Origin of the sequence: Flavobacterium aureirubrum (assembly GCF_038739835.1) — a bacterium.
Classification (GTDB): Bacteria; Bacteroidota; Bacteroidia; order Flavobacteriales; family Flavobacteriaceae; genus Flavobacterium; species Flavobacterium aureirubrum.
Map to the genome: position 1 here is coordinate 68148 of NZ_JBCGDO010000013.1, position 18026 is coordinate 86173.

The 18026-nt window shown below is 33.8% G+C and carries 12 protein-coding genes; 2 read left to right on the forward strand and 10 right to left on the reverse strand.

What is annotated here, in order from left to right; all coding sequences use genetic code 11:
• Nucleotides 1-117: 117 nt before the first annotated feature.
• The 3 genes from WFZ85_RS10515 to uvrC form a co-directional block, all read right to left on the reverse strand.
• On the reverse strand, nt 118-1584 hold the full coding sequence (locus tag WFZ85_RS10515; RefSeq protein ID WP_342696257.1) for an APC family permease: 1467 nt from the start codon (nt 1582-1584) through the stop codon (nt 118-120).
• Nucleotides 1585-1664: 80 nt separating this feature from the next.
• Nucleotides 1665-3974 carry a patatin-like phospholipase family protein gene (locus WFZ85_RS10520; RefSeq protein WP_342696258.1) on the reverse strand — a complete coding sequence of 770 codons (2310 nt, stop codon included), beginning with the start codon at nt 3972-3974 and terminating at the stop codon, nt 1665-1667.
• A 14-nt stretch (nt 3975-3988) separates the two neighbouring features.
• On the reverse strand, nt 3989-5788 hold the full coding sequence (uvrC, locus tag WFZ85_RS10525; RefSeq protein WP_342696259.1) for an excinuclease ABC subunit UvrC: 1800 nt from the start codon (nt 5786-5788) through the stop codon (nt 3989-3991).
• 101 nt (nt 5789-5889) lie between these two features.
• On the opposite strand from uvrC, the gene WFZ85_RS10530 reads away from it, so the two are divergent.
• Nucleotides 5890-6468, forward strand: a complete 579-nt coding sequence (locus tag WFZ85_RS10530; RefSeq protein ID WP_342696260.1) for a 5-formyltetrahydrofolate cyclo-ligase — start codon at nt 5890-5892, stop codon at nt 6466-6468.
• Here the strand turns inward: WFZ85_RS10530 and WFZ85_RS10535 are convergent.
• The 6 genes from WFZ85_RS10535 to gdhA all read right to left on the reverse strand — a co-directional run bounded on the left by WFZ85_RS10535 (nt 6437) and on the right by gdhA (nt 15600).
• A complete protein-coding gene (locus WFZ85_RS10535) occupies nt 6437-7054 on the reverse strand; it encodes a lipoprotein signal peptidase (protein WP_342696261.1) in 618 nt (205 codons plus the stop codon). The genes WFZ85_RS10530 and WFZ85_RS10535 overlap by 32 nt on opposite strands.
• 88 nt (nt 7055-7142) lie before the next feature.
• On the reverse strand, nt 7143-7523 hold the full coding sequence (locus WFZ85_RS10540; RefSeq protein ID WP_342696262.1) for a TraR/DksA family transcriptional regulator: 381 nt from the start codon (nt 7521-7523) through the stop codon (nt 7143-7145).
• A 12-nt stretch (nt 7524-7535) separates the two neighbouring features.
• On the reverse strand, nt 7536-10949 hold the full coding sequence (gene ileS, locus WFZ85_RS10545; RefSeq protein ID WP_342696263.1) for an isoleucine--tRNA ligase: 3414 nt from the start codon (nt 10947-10949) through the stop codon (nt 7536-7538).
• Nucleotides 10950-11133: 184 nt separating this feature from the next.
• On the reverse strand, nt 11134-11847 hold the full coding sequence (gene recO / locus WFZ85_RS10550) for a DNA repair protein RecO (RefSeq protein ID WP_342696264.1): 714 nt from the start codon (nt 11845-11847) through the stop codon (nt 11134-11136).
• Nucleotides 11848-11874: 27 nt separating this feature from the next.
• Nucleotides 11875-14133 (reverse strand): type IX secretion system anionic LPS delivery protein PorZ, encoded by a 2259-nt coding sequence (gene porZ, locus WFZ85_RS10555; protein ID WP_342696265.1) that lies wholly within the window; start codon nt 14131-14133, stop codon nt 11875-11877.
• A 123-nt stretch (nt 14134-14256) separates the two neighbouring features.
• Complete coding sequence (gene gdhA, locus WFZ85_RS10560) at nt 14257-15600, reverse strand: NADP-specific glutamate dehydrogenase (RefSeq protein WP_342696266.1); 1344 nt, start codon at nt 15598-15600, stop codon at nt 14257-14259.
• A 264-nt stretch (nt 15601-15864) separates the two neighbouring features.
• On the opposite strand from gdhA, the gene WFZ85_RS10565 reads away from it, so the two are divergent.
• Nucleotides 15865-16647, forward strand: coding sequence for a THC0290_0291 family protein (locus tag WFZ85_RS10565; RefSeq protein WP_342696272.1), 783 nt, complete (start codon nt 15865-15867; stop codon nt 16645-16647).
• A gap of 4 nt (nt 16648-16651) precedes the next feature.
• Here WFZ85_RS10565 and hflX read toward each other — a convergent pair whose 3' ends face one another.
• The gene (gene hflX / locus WFZ85_RS10570) at nt 16652-17872 is read right to left on the reverse strand and encodes a GTPase HflX (protein ID WP_342696267.1); all 1221 of its coding nucleotides are present in this window, start codon (nt 17870-17872) and stop codon (nt 16652-16654) included.
• Between the last annotated feature and the right edge of the window lie 154 nt (nt 17873-18026).

Here is an 18026-nt window from a genome sequence, read left to right on the forward strand (position 1 = left end):
TTCTCACTCAGGATTTCTCTTAATGAGGAATTTTAAATGGATAAGTAAGTTGTCCCATTTTTTCATATAACAAATATCGTTAAAAAATAAAAAAAGCCACTAAAAAGTGGCTTAAATTTAATCTTGATTTTCTTTGCCTAATTTGGCATTTCTTTTACCATAAAGGAAGTAAACTAAAACTCCAATAGCTAACCAGCCCATAGAAAGCATTTGCGCATCTAAACTCAGGTTAATCATTAAATATGTATTGATGCAAATACCACAAATTGCAATCAAAGGCAATGCAGGCACTTTAAAAGGTCTTTCTAAATTAGGTTGTTTAACTCTTAAAATCCAAACGGCAATACACACCATGGTGAAGGCAAACAATGTTCCAAAACTCGTCATGTCTGCTAATTTATTGATGGGCGTAAATGCAGCAACTATAGCAATAACACCTCCCAAAATCATAAGATTAGTTTTTGGAGTACCAGATAAGGGGTTAACTTTTGAGAAAACTTTTGGAATAAGTCCGTCTTTAGACATTCCTAAAAATATTCTTGATTGTCCCATAATCATGACCATTAAAACAGAAATCAGACCCACAGTTGCGGCAATAGTAATAATATATCCAGCCCAAGCTTGACCTGCAATGTCAAATGCATAAGCAACAGGAGCTTTTATTGCATCAGGGTATTTTCCTAGTGGATTGAAATCTTCGTAGTTCATCATTCCTGTTAAAACTAATGAGACTAAAATATATAATACTGTACAAATTAATAAGGAGGCAATAATGGCAAATGGAACATCTTTTTTAGGATTTTTAGCTTCGCCAGCTTGCGTAGATACTGCGTCAAAACCTACATAGGCAAAGAAAATCGCTGCAGCTCCAGAAACTATTCCTGTAAGACCATAGGCATTATGCGTAGTTTCTTTTTCAATAATTTGTGTTGCTTCTGGTATAAAAGGTGTCCAATTTTCTACATTGATAAAGAATGCGCCAGCAATGATTACAAATATGATAGCTGAAACTTTTAATATCACAATCATATTATTGGCTTTAGCTGCACTTTGTGTTCCTTTTATTAGAATAGAAATTACAAATAATACAATTAAAAAAGCTGGTAAATTCATTGAGAAACCCTCGCCAGTGTAACTTCCAGGATCAGAAGTGAGCCAGTCGGGTAGTTTAATGCCAAACATTTTCAGTAATTTATTAAAATATCCCGACCATGAGACAGCTACTGTCATTGAGCCCATGGCATATTCTAGTATTAAACCCCAACCTATAATCCAGGCAAAAATTTCTCCTATTGTTCCATAAGCATAAGCATAAGCAGAACCTTCAACTGGAAGTATAGATGCAAATTCCGAATAACAAAGTGCCGCAAAAACACAGGCAATCCCAGCAATAATAAATGATAAGGCTAATGCTGGCCCTGCATGATAATAGGCTCCTGTACCAGTCAATACAAAAATTCCTCCGCCAATAATGGCACCAACGCCTATAGCAGTTAAACTCCATTTACCTAGAACTTTTTTAAGTTCGCTTTTTTTCATATCTGCTTCAAAAGCAGCTACAGGTTTTACTCTCCAAATTGACATACGCTACCGTTTTATAATTTTAATGCTCAAATATACTTTTTTTGTCTAATAATCAATAAAAAATTCTGATTTCAACCTATTTAAAACAAGAATCCCACACTAACAAAAGTAAAACCTTTGCTTAATTCAGGAGACCAAGTGTATTTAATTTCAATTGGTCCGATAATAGATTCTAGTGCATAACCCAAAGCATAACCGCTGTATCGTGGTGTAGCGAGCCAATTTCCGGTGTAAAACAAATTATTTTCAACATTAGCATAATTGGCGGCAAAGTTCACGTGATTGTTTTTGTAAAATTCATAGTCAATAGTAAAACAAGATTTTATGAAGCTATCTGCAGCAATACTTAAGAAATCATATCCATAAAAGTACTTGAAGTTATTGATGGTATTAAAACCATAACCACCAAGCACAAAATCAAAAAAAGGCACGCTATCATCACCCAATGCAAATCCTACATCAGAGTCAACCTTTAAAGTGATTTTCTTAAAAAACGTCTTCACAAATGCAATCTCTCCTTTAACGATTGAAAAACGATTAAAATCTGATGTGTAATCAGTTGAATAGAGAAACGATTGAATATCACCTGAAAAAAACCAACCTTTTGTAGGGAACATGATGTCATCATAAGAGTCGTATTTCATATACCCAAAGATGCTAGTGTAAGTACTGTTTTCAAAAGTTGGATTAATAAATCCTAAATTTTCAGAATTAATTTTCAATTTTTTCAATTCTAAGCCAGCACCGATTAAAAACTTTTGAATAAAAACGGTCTGCATATAGGCTTGATTAGAAAAATCAGCATAACTTATATTTAGAGTATTCAAGTTCAATTGCTCTAAAATTTCACCATTATTAAAATCAGTGGCACTATTTTTATCAAATTGGTTGTATCTGGATTTTAACCCAAAACTCCAATAAAAACCATTGTCAATATAGTAATCAAAATTGTACCTAATATTATCACCAAGACCAACATCTATAGAAGTTACATCATTTTTAAAAAGATTATTTTTTCTGGTAAGGTTCACCAAAACAGCACTTTTATATAAATCGTCATAGTGTAATCCAGCTTTCAAATAGGTCTTAATTGAATTTTCTTCTAAATTCAATCTTAGCTCATCGCCACCTTGAAATTCTTCAAGGGTATAATTTATTCTACTAAAGTTTTGAGTAGCATTAATATTGTTGATACCGGTTTTTAAGTCGTTATAGCTTATTTTTTTTCCATTTTTAATTCCTAATTTTCCCAATATATAAGCTCTTGTATAATTTTTTAATGGGTTCAAACTGACATTTTTTATCGCCAAAGAATCATTTTGAACTTTAAGGTTTTGTGGGTGAAAGTCTTTGTTTGTTGCGCCTAGCTTTTTAAGTTCATCAATGTTTTTCAAGGCTGCTTCTTCTCCTTTTTTTATAATTTCTTGTCCATCACTAAAAGAGATAACACCAAAATCTTCCACATTAGGTTTGATGTAAATATCAGTAATTTTAACCTTTTCTTCCATTTTTTTTATCATGTCTAAATTGGTTATTTGTACCAAAATTCTAGTGGCATCTTGCAGCGCAGTTCGGTTTTTTAAATTATCTTGAACGTCAACTCCAATAATAACATCTGCTCCTAATTTTCTTAATTCTTCAACAGGATAATTATTAGTTACACCACCATCAATTAAAAATTTACCATCAATTTCTATTGGTGAAAATAAAGAGGGAAAGGCTGAGCTGGCTAACATGGCTTGTGGCAAATAGCCGCTATTTAAAACTACTTCTTCACCCTTTTCTATGTCGGTAGCGATGCAAATGAATGGAATGGGGAGTTTTTTAAAATCGCGAATGTGCCTTACTTTGTGAGTTAATTTAGACAATAAATTGTAGTTATACATTCCTTTTGAAAGCGCAATGGGAATTCCAATTTTGAATTTATGAAAGGGCAAAACTATAGCATACATTTCGTTATTCTTTTTTTCGTAAAAGCTCCTTGACTCGCGCGGAATGTAATCTTGTAATAGTTCGTCAAAATCGGTATTGTAAAATATAGAGTCGATTTGAGTGGCGCTGTAACCCGAGGCATACAAACCGCCAACAACTGCACCCATGCTGGTTCCACCAATAAAATCTATTTTTACACCAGCTTGTTCAAGAACTTTTAAAACTCCAATGTGTGCAAATCCTTTTGCGCCACCACCACTTAATACTAGTCCAATTTTGGGGCGTTTTTGTATAATGGTATCTTGTGTGTATCCTGTTTGAATAAATAGAAAGAAGCTGATTGTTAATAAAAAGGGAAGACGATTAAAATTTAGCCCTGATGGAAACGGCGTCCTTTTTTTGAAAAAAAAAGATAAAGTGAACAGCAGGAAAAGGGCAAATAAATAGGCTAGAACCATTGGCTCATAATTTTTTAAGGTTTAATCGTTTGGTAAAATTCGGAAATTTTTTTGGCTTTTGATGCGCCTACAACCGCAGAAATATCTTTTTCACTAGCCAATTTCAATCTTTTAACACTTTTAAAATGTTTTAGTAACGTTAGCATTGTTTTTTCGCCAATGCCGGGAATTGTTTCTATGGATGAATTAAGTGCTGATTTACTTCGCTTGTCGCGATGAAAGGTAATGCCAAATCGGTGTGCTTCGTTTCGTAGATGTTGAATTACTTTTAAAGTTTCTGATTTTTTGTCGAGGTATAACGGTATAGAATCTCCGGGATAAAATAATTCTTCCAGTCTTTTTGCGATGCCTATGATGGCAATTTTTCCGCGTAAACCTAAATCATCAATACTCTTCAATGCCGATGATAACTGTCCTTTGCCACCATCGATAATGATAAGTTGCGGCAATGGTTGGTTTTCGTCCAATAATCGTTTGTATCTTCTATAAACTACTTCTTCCATTGATGCAAAATCGTTTGGACCTTCCACGGTTTTTATATTGAAATGGCGATAATCTTTTTTGCTTGGTTTTCCGTCTTTAAAGACTACGCATGCCGAAACAGGATTAGTTCCTTGAATGTTAGAATTATCAAAACATTCAATATGTCGCGGTTCAACCGAAAGGCGTAAATCTTTTTGCATTTGTGCCATGATACGATTGGTATGACGTTCTGGGTCAACTATTTGAATTTGTTTTAATTGTTCTAATCGATAGTATTTTGCATTTCTTTCAGACAGTTCTAAAATTTGCTTTTTATCGCCTAGTTGAGGTACGGTCACTTTTATTGAATCGCCAAAATCGAGTGGAAAAGGCAAAATAATTTCTTTGGATGTCAATTGAAATCGTTCGCGAAGTTCTACAACAGCCAATTCTAAAAGTTCTTCGTCGGTTTCTTCTAATTTCTTTTTGAGTTCTAAAGTATGTGAGCGAATAATGGCACCATGAGCGATTTGAAGAAAATTGACATAGGCCACAGCTTCATCAGAAATAATGGAAAAGACATCGATATTTGAAATTTTCGGATTTAAAATCGTAGATCGCGATTGATAATTTTCGAGAACTTCTATTTTTTCTTTAATTTTTTGAGCCTCTTCAAACTGCATATTGATGGCATACTCTTGCATTTTAGCTCTAAAATCTTTCAAACTTTCTTTGAAGTTTCCTTTCAAAATTTCCCGAATAGCATTGACTTGAATTTGATAATTTTCTCGTGTTTCATATCCTTCGCAACCGCCTTTACAATTGCCAATATGAAACTCCAAACACACTTTGTATTTACCATTTTTGATATTGCTTTCGGATAAATCATAGTTGCAGGTTCGTAGTGGATATAATTCTTTTATCATATCCAAAATGGTGTTTACGGTTTTAAAATTGGTATATGGGCCAAAATATTCTGAACCGTCTTTGATCATTTTTCGTGTTGGAAATATTCTCGAAAAAGGTTCTTTTTTAATGCAAATCCACGGATAGGTTTTGTCATCGCGAAGCAAAACATTATAGCGTGGCTGAAGTTTTTTTATCAAATTGTTTTCTAACAAAAGCGCATCTTGCTCGCTAGAAACAACAATGTGTTTAATGGTTACAATTTTTGAAACTAGAACACGTGTTTTGCCATATTCTTGTGTTTTATTAAAATAGGACGAAACGCGTTTTTTTAGATTTTTAGCTTTCCCAACATATAAAATTTTATCCTCTTTGTCATAATATTGATATACTCCCGGATTTTCTGGCAGTGTTTGTATTTGAAGTTCTAAAGAAGGATTGTTCATTTTTTAAATTGCGAGTGTCTGGTTCAAGGTTAACTAAACTTCCAAACAAATTTAACCTTAAATTACTCATAAAACAAATGCAGTTTTTTTACTTTTACTAAATGAATAAAACGGCATTACGAAATAAATATAAAACGCTGCGGAGTCAACTTTCAGAAGAAGAAATTGAGGATAAAAGCCTAGCAATTGCTAACCGACTGTTGCAACTTGATGTTTGGGAAAATACCTATTTCCATCTTTTTCTAACTATTAAAGAACAAAATGAAGTGGAAACAGAATTTGTTCTTCAAATTTTAGCGGGAAAAGACAAGGAAATTGTGGTTTCTAAATGCAATTTCGAAACTCTTGAAATGACTAACTTTCTTTTAACAGACAATACTAAGTTTCAAAAAAACAAGTATAATATTCATGAACCTGTTGATGGTATAATAGTTCCAGTAGAAAAAGTAGAGGTGGTTTTTGTACCGCTTTTGGCTTATGATAAAATAGGAAATAGAGTAGGTTATGGCAAAGGATTTTATGATAAATTCTTAGCAAAATGCAAACCAGAAACTATAAAAATAGGTCTATCTTTTTTTGAACCCGAAGACTTTATTGACGATGTCTCAGAAAGTGATATTCAATTGGATTATTGCGTGACGCCAACGACTATTGTGCGTTTCCAAGAGACGTTTTGGTAGCAAAAGCTTTTTTATTAAAAACGATTAAAATTCCAACACCTGTAGAAATAGCCATATCGGCAATATTGAAAATAGCGTTGAAAAATTTGAAAGGTTGTCCGCCCCAAATTGGCAGCCAATTAGGTAGTGTTCCTTCCCAAATTGGGAAATAGAGCATATCCACTACTTTGCCATGAAACCAAGAACCATAAGGATTTTCAGAAAACATCGTTGACAAATGACCATAACTATCGTCAAAGATAACACCATAAAAAACAGAGTCGATAATATTGCCAAGTGCGCCGGCAAAAATCAAAGAAATAGCGACCATCAAATAATTTGAACTGTGTTTTGTGCTACTGTCATACAACCAATAGCCAATGCCAAAAACGGCCAAAATTCTAAAAGTTGTTAAAAATAATTTGCCGTATTCACCAGGAATTTTTGTTCCCCAAGCCATTCCTTCGTTTTCAATAAAATATATTTTGAACCATTCAAAAACATGAACAGTTTCTCCCAATACAAAATTAGTTTTGATGTAAATTTTCGAAAATTGATCTACTAAAAGTATTATAGCTATAATTAAAACGGAATTTCGTAATGACATTGTCTAAAAAATTTGTGGCGCAAAAATAGGCTTTTTTTCTAAAAAATAACGCTCCAAATTGGAGCGTTACATAATATATCTTAGGATATTATCGCTGCATATTTTTTGCTTCAATACTCATTGTAGCGTGAGGAACAATTTTTAATCTTTCTTTGGAAATAAGTTTTCCAGTCACTTTACAAACACCATAAGTTTTATTCTCCACACGGAAAAGCGCATTTTTTAAATCGCGAATAAATTTCTCCTGACGAATGGCCAATTGAGAATTTGCCTCTTTAGACATGGTTTCGCTTCCTTCTTCAAATGCTTTAAACGTTGGCGATGTATCATCAGTTCCGTTATTTAAATCATTCATGTAGGCACTTTTTATCAACTCTAAATCGGATTTTGCTTTTTCGATTTTGTTTACAATAATTTCCTTGAACTCTGCCAAATCAGCATCTGAGTATCTTAATTTTTCATCAATCATAATCGTTCGTAATTATTTAGAAATTAATATTCTTGTTTTTATCTCGTCAAATTCTATTTCAGAACCATTTAAAACTTCATTTTCTAAAACCAAGGTTTCAGTTAGTGTCTCCGATTTGATATAGTTTTCGTTTTCTTTAATCGCTTTCGCGAGTATTTCATTATATTGTAATAGAACTTTAATTTTATCTGTCACTTCAAATCCGCTGTCTTTTCTAAGATTTTGAATTCTATTGACTAACTCTCTTGCAATTCCTTCGTTTTTCAATTCCTCAGTAAGTGTTATGTCAAGTGCAACAGTTAAACCATTTGCATTAGCTACTAGCCAACCTGGGATATCTTGCGAAGAAATCTCAACATCTTCGGTTGTTAAAATTATACTTTTTCCCGAAATAACAAGCACGAGCATACCTTTAGCTTCTAGTTCAGCAATTTGTTCGGGTTTTAAATTTTGTATTTCTTTGGAAATCAATCCCATGTCTTTGCCAAAACGAGGACCAAGTGTCTTGAAATTAGGCTTGATTTGCTTTACTAAAACACCCGATGCATCGTCTAAAAGTTCAATTTCTTTCACGTTTACTTCGGCTTTTATCAGGTCAGAAACCGCTTCGATTTCAGTTCGTTGATTCTCGTCAAGTATTGGTATCATTACCTTTTGCAATGGTTGACGTACCTTTATCATTTCCTTTTTTCGGAGTGATAAAACAAGCGACGAAACTGTCTGTGCTTTCATCATTTTGCTTTCAAGTGATTTATCAACAAAGTTTTCAACCGAATTTGGAAATTTCGCCAAATGTACAGACTCAAATTCCTCTTCCCGAAGCGTCGGGAGTGTTGCCTGCGTTAAATCTCTGTAAAGTTTATCCATGAAAAATGGAGCGATTGGCGCAGATAATTTGGCAACGTTTAACAAACAAGTGTAAAGGGTTTGATAAGCAGCAATTTTATCTGTTCCGTATTCGCCTTTCCAAAAACGACGTCGACACAAACGAACATACCAGTTGCTTAAATTTTCTTGAACAAAGTCAGAAATGGCTCTTGCCGCTTTTGTTGGTTCGTAATCCGCATAAGCTTCATCAACGGTTTTTATCAACGTATGTAATTCTGATAAGATCCAACGATCGATTTCTGGTCGTTCGTTTAATGGAATTTCAGCTTCTGAATAAGTAAAATTATCGATATTGGCATATAACGAGAAGAACGAATAGGTGTTATATAAAGTTCCGAAGAATTTTCTACGAACTTCCGCAACACCTTCAATATCAAATTTCAAGTTATCCCAAGGATTGGCATTCGAAATCATGTACCAACGCGTAGCATCTGGACCATATTCAGCCAAAGTCGTGAATGGATCAACTGCGTTTCCTAAACGTTTTGACATTTTTTGTCCGTTTTTGTCTAAAACTAATCCGTTTGAAACTACATTTTTATAAGCTATTTTATCAAAAACTAAAGTTCCGATGGCGTGTAATGTATAAAACCATCCACGAGTTTGGTCAACTCCTTCGGCAATAAAATCAGCAGGAAATGCTTTGTTTTCGTCAATTAAATCTTTGTTTTCAAATGGATAATGCCATTGCGCATAAGGCATAGCACCCGAATCGAACCAAACGTCAATCAAGTCACTCTCGCGTTTCATCAATTTGCCAGATGGCGAAACCAAAACGATGTTATCGACTACATTTTTGTGTAAATCAACCAAATCGTAGTTTTCTTCGCTCATATTTCCAACAACAAAACCTTTGAATGGATTTTCTTTTTGGAAACCAGCTGCGATTGATTTTTCAATTTCAGCATACAATTCTTCTACCGAACCAATTAGCATTTCTTCGGTTCCATCTTCGGTTCTCCAAATTGGCAATGGAATTCCCCAATATCTTGAACGCGACAAGTTCCAATCGTTGGCATTTTTCAACCAATTCCCGAAACGACCTTCACCAGTTGCTTTGGGTTTCCAGTTGATAGTTTCGTTCAAATCGCACATTCTGTCTTTGATTTCGGTTACTTTTATGAACCAAGAATCCAATGGATAATATAAAATTGGCTTATCAGTTCTCCAACAATGTGGGTAACTGTGAACATATTTTTCGACTTTGAAAGCCTTATTTTCTTCTTTTAATTGGATAGCGATTTCAACATCGGTTGAGCGTTCTGGAGCTTCGCCATCGTTGTAGTATTCATTTTTAACGTATTTCCCAGAATAATTTCCTAAACCTTGAATGAATTTACCTTGTAAATCAACCAAAGGAACAGGATTTCCGTTTTCGTCTAAAACCAACATTGGTGGTACTTCAGGCGTTGCTTCTTTGGCCACTTTAGCATCATCTGCACCAAAAGTTGGCGCTGTGTGAACGATTCCAGTTCCATCTTCAGTTGTAACGAAATCTCCCGAAATTACTCTAAAAGCATTTTCAGGATTTTGATAAGGCAAAGCCAATTTCATTAATTGTTCATATCGAATTCCAACTAAATCAGCACCTTTACATTCTGCCAAAATTTGATACGGAATATTTTTATCTCCTTCTTTAAAATTTTCAAAATCGGATGGCTCATTTGAGGCAAAAAATCCTTTTCCGAATTGTTTTCCGACAAGGTTTTTAGCTAAAATTACTTTAACCGGACGATAAGTGTATTGATTGAAAGTTTCCACCAAAACATAATCGATTTTTGGGCCAACAGTTAAAGCAGTGTTTGAAGGTAAAGTCCAAGGAGTTGTGGTCCAAGCCAAAATATGAACATCTCCAAAGCCTTGTAAAAAGTTGGGTAACGTTTCGGTTTTTGCAAGAAATTGCGCCACAACAGTTGTATCCGTAACATCTCTATAACTTCCTGGTTGATTCACTTCGTGAGAAGATAAACCTGTTCCAGCTTTTGGAGAATACGGTTGAATGGTGTAACCTTTGTATAGTAAATCTTTGTTGTAAATTTGCTTAAGCAACCACCAAACGCTTTCCATGTATTTTGATTTGTAGGTCACATACGGATTTTCCATATCAACCCAATAACCCATTTTTTCGGTTAAATCGTTCCAAACGTCGGTGTAACGCATAACTGTTCGCTTACACGCTTCGTTGTATTCTTCGATGGAAATGGTTTTCCCGATGTCTTCTTTGGTAATTCCTAATTCTTTTTCAGTTCCCAATTCAACAGGTAAACCATGTGTATCCCAACCTGCTTTTCGCTTTACTTGGAAACCTTTTTGAGTTTTATAACGACAAAAAATATCTTTGATTGCACGCGCCATTACATGGTGAATCCCTGGTAATCCGTTCGCACTTGGCGGACCTTCAAAAAACACATAAGGAGTTGCACCTTCACGCGAAGTTACACTTTGTTCAAAGACGTTATTTTTTTTCCAAAAATCAAGAACTTCCGATGCCACAGTAGGCAAGTCAAGTCCTTTGTATTCAGTAAACTTAGTACTCATTTTTATCGTTTTCTTAAATCAGTTTGCGAAAGTAGTAAATAGTTTTCAGTTATCCCTTTTCAGTTTTCAGTTTTTGTGGTAATGAGTAGAAAATTTAATCATAAATTTCACAAGAGAAAAGGTTTAAGGTTCAATAGCTTAGTGTACTTTGCGTAAAAAACTTTGCGTTCTTTGTGGTTATACTTTACGCAAAAACCTCTTTTAAAACTTCGAGTGATTTAGGTTTTTTGAATCCGTCGAGGTGAATGGTGTAATAATCTAATAAGATTTTCAGAAGAATTTGGCGTTCAATACCGGCAAATACTTTTTGGTCGCTATCAAATCTTAAATCGATGAGTTTTTTGAATAGGTGAGTTTCGTGTTCGGTAAGACAACTAGTTCCTAAAAAGGGTGAAAAAATGCCATCTTTCATTTCGAAATGTTTGTGTTCTAATTCAGAAATATCGGGATAAAAACCTAAAAATTTTGTTATTTCTAAGAGTAAAATTAAGTGGAAATTGGATGTATCATTATGATTATCAAGCCAAAGTAACGCTGTTTCAATAAACGTAAATAGTCTTTCGTTTTTTTCTTCTTCTTGGATACTATGGTGAAGAATTTCGGAAACAAATATAACGATGGTGCTTTTGATGACGTCGGTATTTATAGTCTGATAAGCTGTGGCTAACTTTATTTCTTTGAAATGCTCTAGTGTTCCTTTATTCTTATGATTTGCTTCAATTTCGAGAATAGTTAAAGGTTGGAAATAGGCAATTTTTTGGGAAGATTTTTTGCTAGAAAATGCACTCTGAACAAAATAACTTTTTAAACCATCGCTTTGAGTAAAACATTTTACTATCAGACTTTTTTCTTGATATTTTATAGAAGAAATAACGATAGCCTTAGTTTTTACCAACATTAGAATTTGGATTTTTCTTGTTGTGATTTATCTTACAATCATTACTTTTTTAACAGCAGTTTCAGAAGCATCTTCGGCAGAAATAAAAATCATATAAACACCCGATGCTACTTTATATTTCCCAAATGCTGTGGTGTCCCATTCAATAGTTCCGCCTTCGGAAGTGGTTTCGTGGACTAGATTTCCTTCGATGTCGGTGATTTTGATATTGGCTTTTGAAATTAATCCGGCAATTTTTACAGTTCCAACAAATTCTGGGCGAACAGGATTTGGATAGACAAATACGTTTTGCAGGTTTTCGGCCGGTTTTGTTGAAACACCTTGAAATGAAACTAACCCTTTATCTGTGGCGAAAAATACTTCCCCTGTAGTGGCATTGATTTCGACATCATTTACGACATTGCTAGGCAAAGGAGAATTATCTATTGTAAAATGATAAATAGTTTCTTGTCCGTCAGCGGAAAAAAGAAATACACCAGAGTCGGCCGTCGCAATCCACTTTTGATTGGAGCCATTCACGGCGATATCAGTAATAAATTGTTCAAATAAAAGCTCTTGTGCCACTCCGTCTTCGAGAATGATGATGGCGTTAGCTCTCATTTGGTCATCATTGTTGTAACTTCCAATGCTTGGCAATACGCGCAGTCCTTTGTTTGTTCCTATCCAAACTTGGTTTCGGTTATCAATTGCAATAGCTCTCACATCTCTTGAGGGAAGATTGCCAACATCAATACCTTCGGTAATTTTCTTGAAGACATTTGTATTTTCGTTAAAAGCTACTACACCATCGAGATAGGTCGCAATCCATTTGGTTCCATTTCTATCAATAACTATTTTATTAAAATTACTAGAAATGAAATTGTCAAGAATATTTTCCATGTTATAGGATTGCCATTGATTATTAGTTTTTAAAACTTTTAATCCATTTTTGATTTTACTTGATGTTACCCAAAGGTTTCCTTGTCTATCAAATGCAGTTCCATTTATCCTTAATCCCTCTGCTTCAAGTCCGCTATTGGTTTCATTAAGTAAAATTGTGGGAATATCATTTTCGAGTTTTAGTAACCCGCTATGGAAAGAACTTATGTAAACTTGGTTTTCGTCATTAGGATTAACACTGATTTTTGATAAGTCATTGGCACCCAAAACTTCTGAAAAAGGGATATTTAACCAGCCATCATCGTTATATTTACTGATGCCAAATTCATCTAAAGGAAATGGATTGTAAAAGATATCGTACTCGCCATAAACAGCCCAAAGATTAGTGGAAGCCGCGTTGATAGCTACCATATTATTCCTTTTTGGACCATCAGGCTTAATGAATTCAAGATTGCTTGGTGCAGTTATGGCAGAGGTTAAGAGTCCGTTTTCATTTGTACCTATAAAAATGGTTTCATTAATAACTGTTGCACAAGAAAATGTTACTGAAAATGATGGCGCTTGTGTATTTTGAATAGTTACTATTTGGCTTAGTGATGTATTGTATATTAGCACTCTATTTGACGTGGTTACAGTTAAGTAATTTGTAGATGCCCTGATATCAACTCCAGTTTGTCCGATAGTGCTAAATTCTTCAAAGAAGAAGCCGTTAAATCGGTACAATTTATTATTTGTATTTAATCCAATTAATTGGTTGTTGAAAGTTGCAATTCCATTCCAAAAACCACCGTCAAAGAGAGACCACTGTGCAAAATCAATTAAGTTTGGATTGTTTAAAGCTGCTTTTCTAATACCGTAATTTTGGGTTACTGCAAAGATCTCGTTATTAAAAATGGTAGTTTGAAATACTTTCGTTTCTTGTCCGGCTGGACCTATAAAATAAGTGTCACCAAACTGAAGTGTAGCAAGATTATATTGAACAATACCAAAATCACAAGAAACATAAACAATGTTATTAAATTCTAAGAAATGGTTTATTCTCTTAATATTTGATGGAATATTTTTATTAACTATATCGACAACGTTAAGTGTTGAACCGTCAATGTCATTAATTACAATCATTAAACCATTTTCATAACCTACAATTGTTTTGTTGAAAGCATCGCTATGGTACAGCGATGAAATGTTTTGTCCTGACAAACCGTCAATCGTATTAATGGTTTGAATATCATTGGACACGAAATTTTTAGTAAATAACGCGTTTTGAGCTGCCGCATATATTTTAGAATTTCCTTCCGAAATATCCTTGATTTGACTATAAGAAAAATAGCCTTTCCAGTTTTGGTCTTGTTGTCCTGTGCCTTTACAGAAACAGAAAAGTAATAGCCAAACAAATATATATTTCATTGAGCACGAATTAGCATACAAATATAGTGTAAACGTAAAAAAAAATCTTTTTGTATTTTGGTAAAAAAAAACGCTTTCATTTCTGAAAGCATTTTACTTAGTTTAGGTTAGTTTTATTTTGTTTTAAACAATTCCTTGTGCTAGCATAGCGTCGGCTACTTTAACGAAACCTGCAATGTTTGCACCTTTTACATAATCAACAAAGCCTGTTTCATCTTTTCCGTATTGCACACAAGCAGCATGTATATTGGCCATAATATTTTTCAAACGTTGATCAACTTCTTCTGAAGTCCAGCTTAAGCGCAATGAGTTTTGAGACATTTCAAGACCCGAAGTGGCAACTCCACCAGCATTGGATGCTTTTCCTGGTGCGAATAAAATTTTAGCACTTAAAAATGCAGCAACCGCTTCTGGAGTTGACGGCATATTTGCTCCTTCTGCCACACAGATACATCCATTTGCTATAAGTAATTTTGCTTCTTCGCCGTTTAATTCGTTTTGAGTTGCACAAGGCAATGCGATATCACACTTCACTTCCCAAGGACGTTGTCCTGCAACAAATTTTGCGTTAGGATATTTTGTCACATAATCAGAAATTCTTCCGTAGTTTACGTTTTTGATTTCCATGATATAAGCCAGTTTATCAGCGTCTATTCCGTCAGCATCATGAATATATCCTGAAGAATCTGAAGCTGTAACCACTTTGCCGCCAAGTTGTGTAGCTTTTTGTATAGCATACTGTGCTACATTTCCTGAGCCAGAAACTACAACGGTTTTTCCTGTAAAACTGTCACCTTTTGTGGCTAACATATTTTGTGCAAAGTAAACATCTCCATATCCTGTTGCTTCTGGACGTATTAAAGAGCCGCCAAATGCAATTCCTTTTCCAGTTAAAACACCCGTAAACTCGTTTCTAAGTCTTTTGTATTGACCAAACATATATCCTACTTCACGACCACCAACACCGATATCGCCAGCAGGAACATCAGTATCAGCTCCAATATGTTTTGCAAGTTCTGTCATAAAAGCTTGGCAAAACTTCATAATTTCATTGTCTGATTTTCCTTTCGGATCGAAATCAGCACCACCTTTTCCACCACCCATTGGCAAGGTAGTTAGACTGTTTTTGAATGTTTGTTCGAAAGCTAAGAATTTTAAAATACTAAGATTTACAGAAGGGTGAAAGCGAATACCGCCTTTGTATGGTCCAATAGCGGAGTTCATTTGTATTCTGTAACCACGATTTACTTGCGTGTGTCCAGCGTCGTCAATCCAACAAACTCTAAACATAATTACTCGTTCTGGTTCAACCATTCTCTCCAGAAGCATTTTGTTTTGATATTTTTTATTTTGTTCAATAAATGGGATTACCGTTTCAGCAACTTCCATAACTGCTTGCATAAATTCAGGCTCGTTGGTATTTCTTTTTCCAACTAATTCGATAAACTCGTTAATACTTTGTGACATAAATTACACTATTAATTTTTTAAGAAATCGTTTTCGTAAAATCGAGCAAATATACATTTAATTAAAAAAATGAATATATATTTTTAAAAATTCTTGTAATTTTTATTCTTCTAAAAGCAAAAACAAAGATTAGTTGTATTAAGCGAAATGTTTTTAGGAATTCATTATTTATTTTTGATTAAATTTCAACTATTTTTTCATTTTTTTTTACAACTGATTGATGTTTTTATATATTTGTCGCTAATTGAATTTATTAGTATGCAGATGCTCAAATCTTTCATCCTATTTCTACTTGTTTTATTTGGTTTTTCAAATACTACAATTGCTCAGTTTGGTTTTTCACATGAAATTGGAGCCATTGTTGGTCCAGTTGCTTTTCAGTCGGATTATGGTGAGCGAAGAGATTTGTCTACTAACCTTGGAAATACAGGGTATGGAATTGGAATTATACATTATTTGAATTTTTCATATAAAGCTGATTGTAACTGCTACGCTCCCGAAACCTATTTTAATGATCACTTTAAACTAAGAAGTGAGTTATCATATAATAAAACCGAATTGCAGCATTTTGGAAGATGGGTCGATGATAGTAGAACAAGTTTGTTTGCCAATCAACTCAGAGCAATGAGAGGAAGTACAGCTGTTACTAATATTGGAATGCAATTAGAGTTTTTCCCATTAAGTATTAGAGATTTTACAGCGACACTTGGTTCGTTTGCACCTTTCTTAAGTTTAGGAGGTCAATTTAGCTTCTACGATCCAGAAGCTTATTCGTTACTTGGTCCAGTAGACTCTCCGATTGCTTTTCCTACAAAGTATTTGGGAGCGACCACAAATCAGGGCGGAACAGTATGGTCTATTGTTGGCAGCGTTGGTTCAAGATATAAGTTAACTGAGCTTTCAGATTTAATGATTGACTTGCGTTTTCAATATTATTTTTCAAACTGGGTAGATGGTTTAAATCCCGACCCTAGAATATATACCGAAAATAGAGCTAACGATTGGAATGTATGGCTAAATTTTGGTTACATTTATTATCTGCAATAGAAATCTAATCTTCAGAGGCATCCTTAAAGTCAGGATATAAAAATTTATTGTAAGGAAACCGTGTAATGTGAATTTCTCTAACCATTTCATATACTTTTTTCCTAAATTCTTCGAAGTTATCTTTGTTAGTTGCAGAAATAAAAAGTGTATTCTTTGCGCCACTTTTATTCATCCATGTTGACCTTAATTCCTCTAATGTGAAATGTTTTACTGTTTTTTCGGTTATTAAATCGTCGGTTTCAATAATTAGGTGTTTATAAGCGTCAATTTTATTGAAGACCATTATCACCGGTTTATTATTACTCTTGATATCTTGTAAAATTTGATTAACAGAATTAATATGTTCTTCAAAATCTGAATGCGAGATATCAACAACATGTAATAATAAGTCAGCTTCGCGAACTTCATCGAGAGTACTTTTAAAAGACTCGATTAATTGCGTTGGTAATTTTCTTATAAAGCCAACTGTATCTGATAGTAAAAAAGGTAAGTTTTTAATCACTACTTTTCGTACAGTAGTATCTAAAGTTGCAAACAACTTATTCTCAACGAAAACTTCACTTTTACTAATAACATTCATTAATGTTGATTTACCAACATTAGTGTAACCAACTAGTGCTACACGAACCATTGCGCCTCTATTTCCTCTTTGGATAGACATTTGTTTGTCAATAGTTTTTATTTTTTCTTTCAGAAGTGCAATTCTGTCTCTAACAATCCTTCTGTCTGTTTCGATTTCAGTTTCTCCAGGACCACGTAAACCAATTCCACCTTTTTGTCGTTCTAAGTGTGTCCACAAGCCAGATAGTCTTGGCAATAAGTATTGACACTGCGCTAGTTCAACTTGGGTTCGAGCATAAGAAGTTTCTGCTCTTTGAGCAAAAATATCAAGGATTAGATTGGTTCTATCTAAAATTTTACAATCCAAAATTTTTGAAATATTTTTTTGTTGCGAAGGTGACAACTCATCATCAAAAATTACAGTAGAAATTGAATTGCTTTTAATAAAAGAGTTTATTTCATCAATTTTCCCAGAACCTAAAAAAGTTTTTGGGTGAGGTTTTTCTAGTTTCTGATAAAATCTTTTCACAACTTGACCACCTGCGGTATAAGTTAAAAATTCTAATTCATCAAGATATTCATTTAGCTTTTCTTCATTTTGATTTTGAGTGATAATACCAATAATTATGGTTCTTTCAAAATTGACAACTTCTTTTTCTAACATTTGATAATTTTATATTACAAAAATACATAATTGTCAACTAAAATTTTTAAATAAATTTATACTTCTAAGACAATCGGTTATTTAAAATGTATTAAAATAGATGTTAATACTTTCTTAATTCAGATTTTTTACTAAATTTGAAATTCAAAATCAA

Excerpts from the sequence above, each read along its gene's own strand:
- WFZ85_RS10515 (WP_342696257.1), bottom strand. The coding sequence starts at position 1,584 with ATGTCAATTTGGAGAGTAAAACCTGTAGCTGCTTTTGAAGCAGATATG.
- WFZ85_RS10520 (WP_342696258.1), bottom strand. The coding sequence starts at position 3,974 with ATGGTTCTAGCCTATTTATTTGCCCTTTTCCTGCTGTTCACTTTATCT.
- uvrC (WP_342696259.1), bottom strand. The coding sequence starts at position 5,788 with ATGAACAATCCTTCTTTAGAACTTCAAATACAAACACTGCCAGAAAAT.
- WFZ85_RS10530 (WP_342696260.1), top strand. The coding sequence starts at position 5,890 with ATGAATAAAACGGCATTACGAAATAAATATAAAACGCTGCGGAGTCAA.
- WFZ85_RS10535 (WP_342696261.1), bottom strand. The coding sequence starts at position 7,054 with ATGTCATTACGAAATTCCGTTTTAATTATAGCTATAATACTTTTAGTA.
- WFZ85_RS10540 (WP_342696262.1), bottom strand. The coding sequence starts at position 7,523 with ATGATTGATGAAAAATTAAGATACTCAGATGCTGATTTGGCAGAGTTC.
- ileS (WP_342696263.1), bottom strand. The coding sequence starts at position 10,949 with ATGAGTACTAAGTTTACTGAATACAAAGGACTTGACTTGCCTACTGTG.
- recO (WP_342696264.1), bottom strand. The coding sequence starts at position 11,847 with ATGTTGGTAAAAACTAAGGCTATCGTTATTTCTTCTATAAAATATCAA.
- porZ (WP_342696265.1), bottom strand. The coding sequence starts at position 14,133 with ATGAAATATATATTTGTTTGGCTATTACTTTTCTGTTTCTGTAAAGGC.
- gdhA (WP_342696266.1), bottom strand. The coding sequence starts at position 15,600 with ATGTCACAAAGTATTAACGAGTTTATCGAATTAGTTGGAAAAAGAAAT.
- WFZ85_RS10565 (WP_342696272.1), top strand. The coding sequence starts at position 15,865 with ATGCTCAAATCTTTCATCCTATTTCTACTTGTTTTATTTGGTTTTTCA.
- hflX (WP_342696267.1), bottom strand. The coding sequence starts at position 17,872 with ATGTTAGAAAAAGAAGTTGTCAATTTTGAAAGAACCATAATTATTGGT.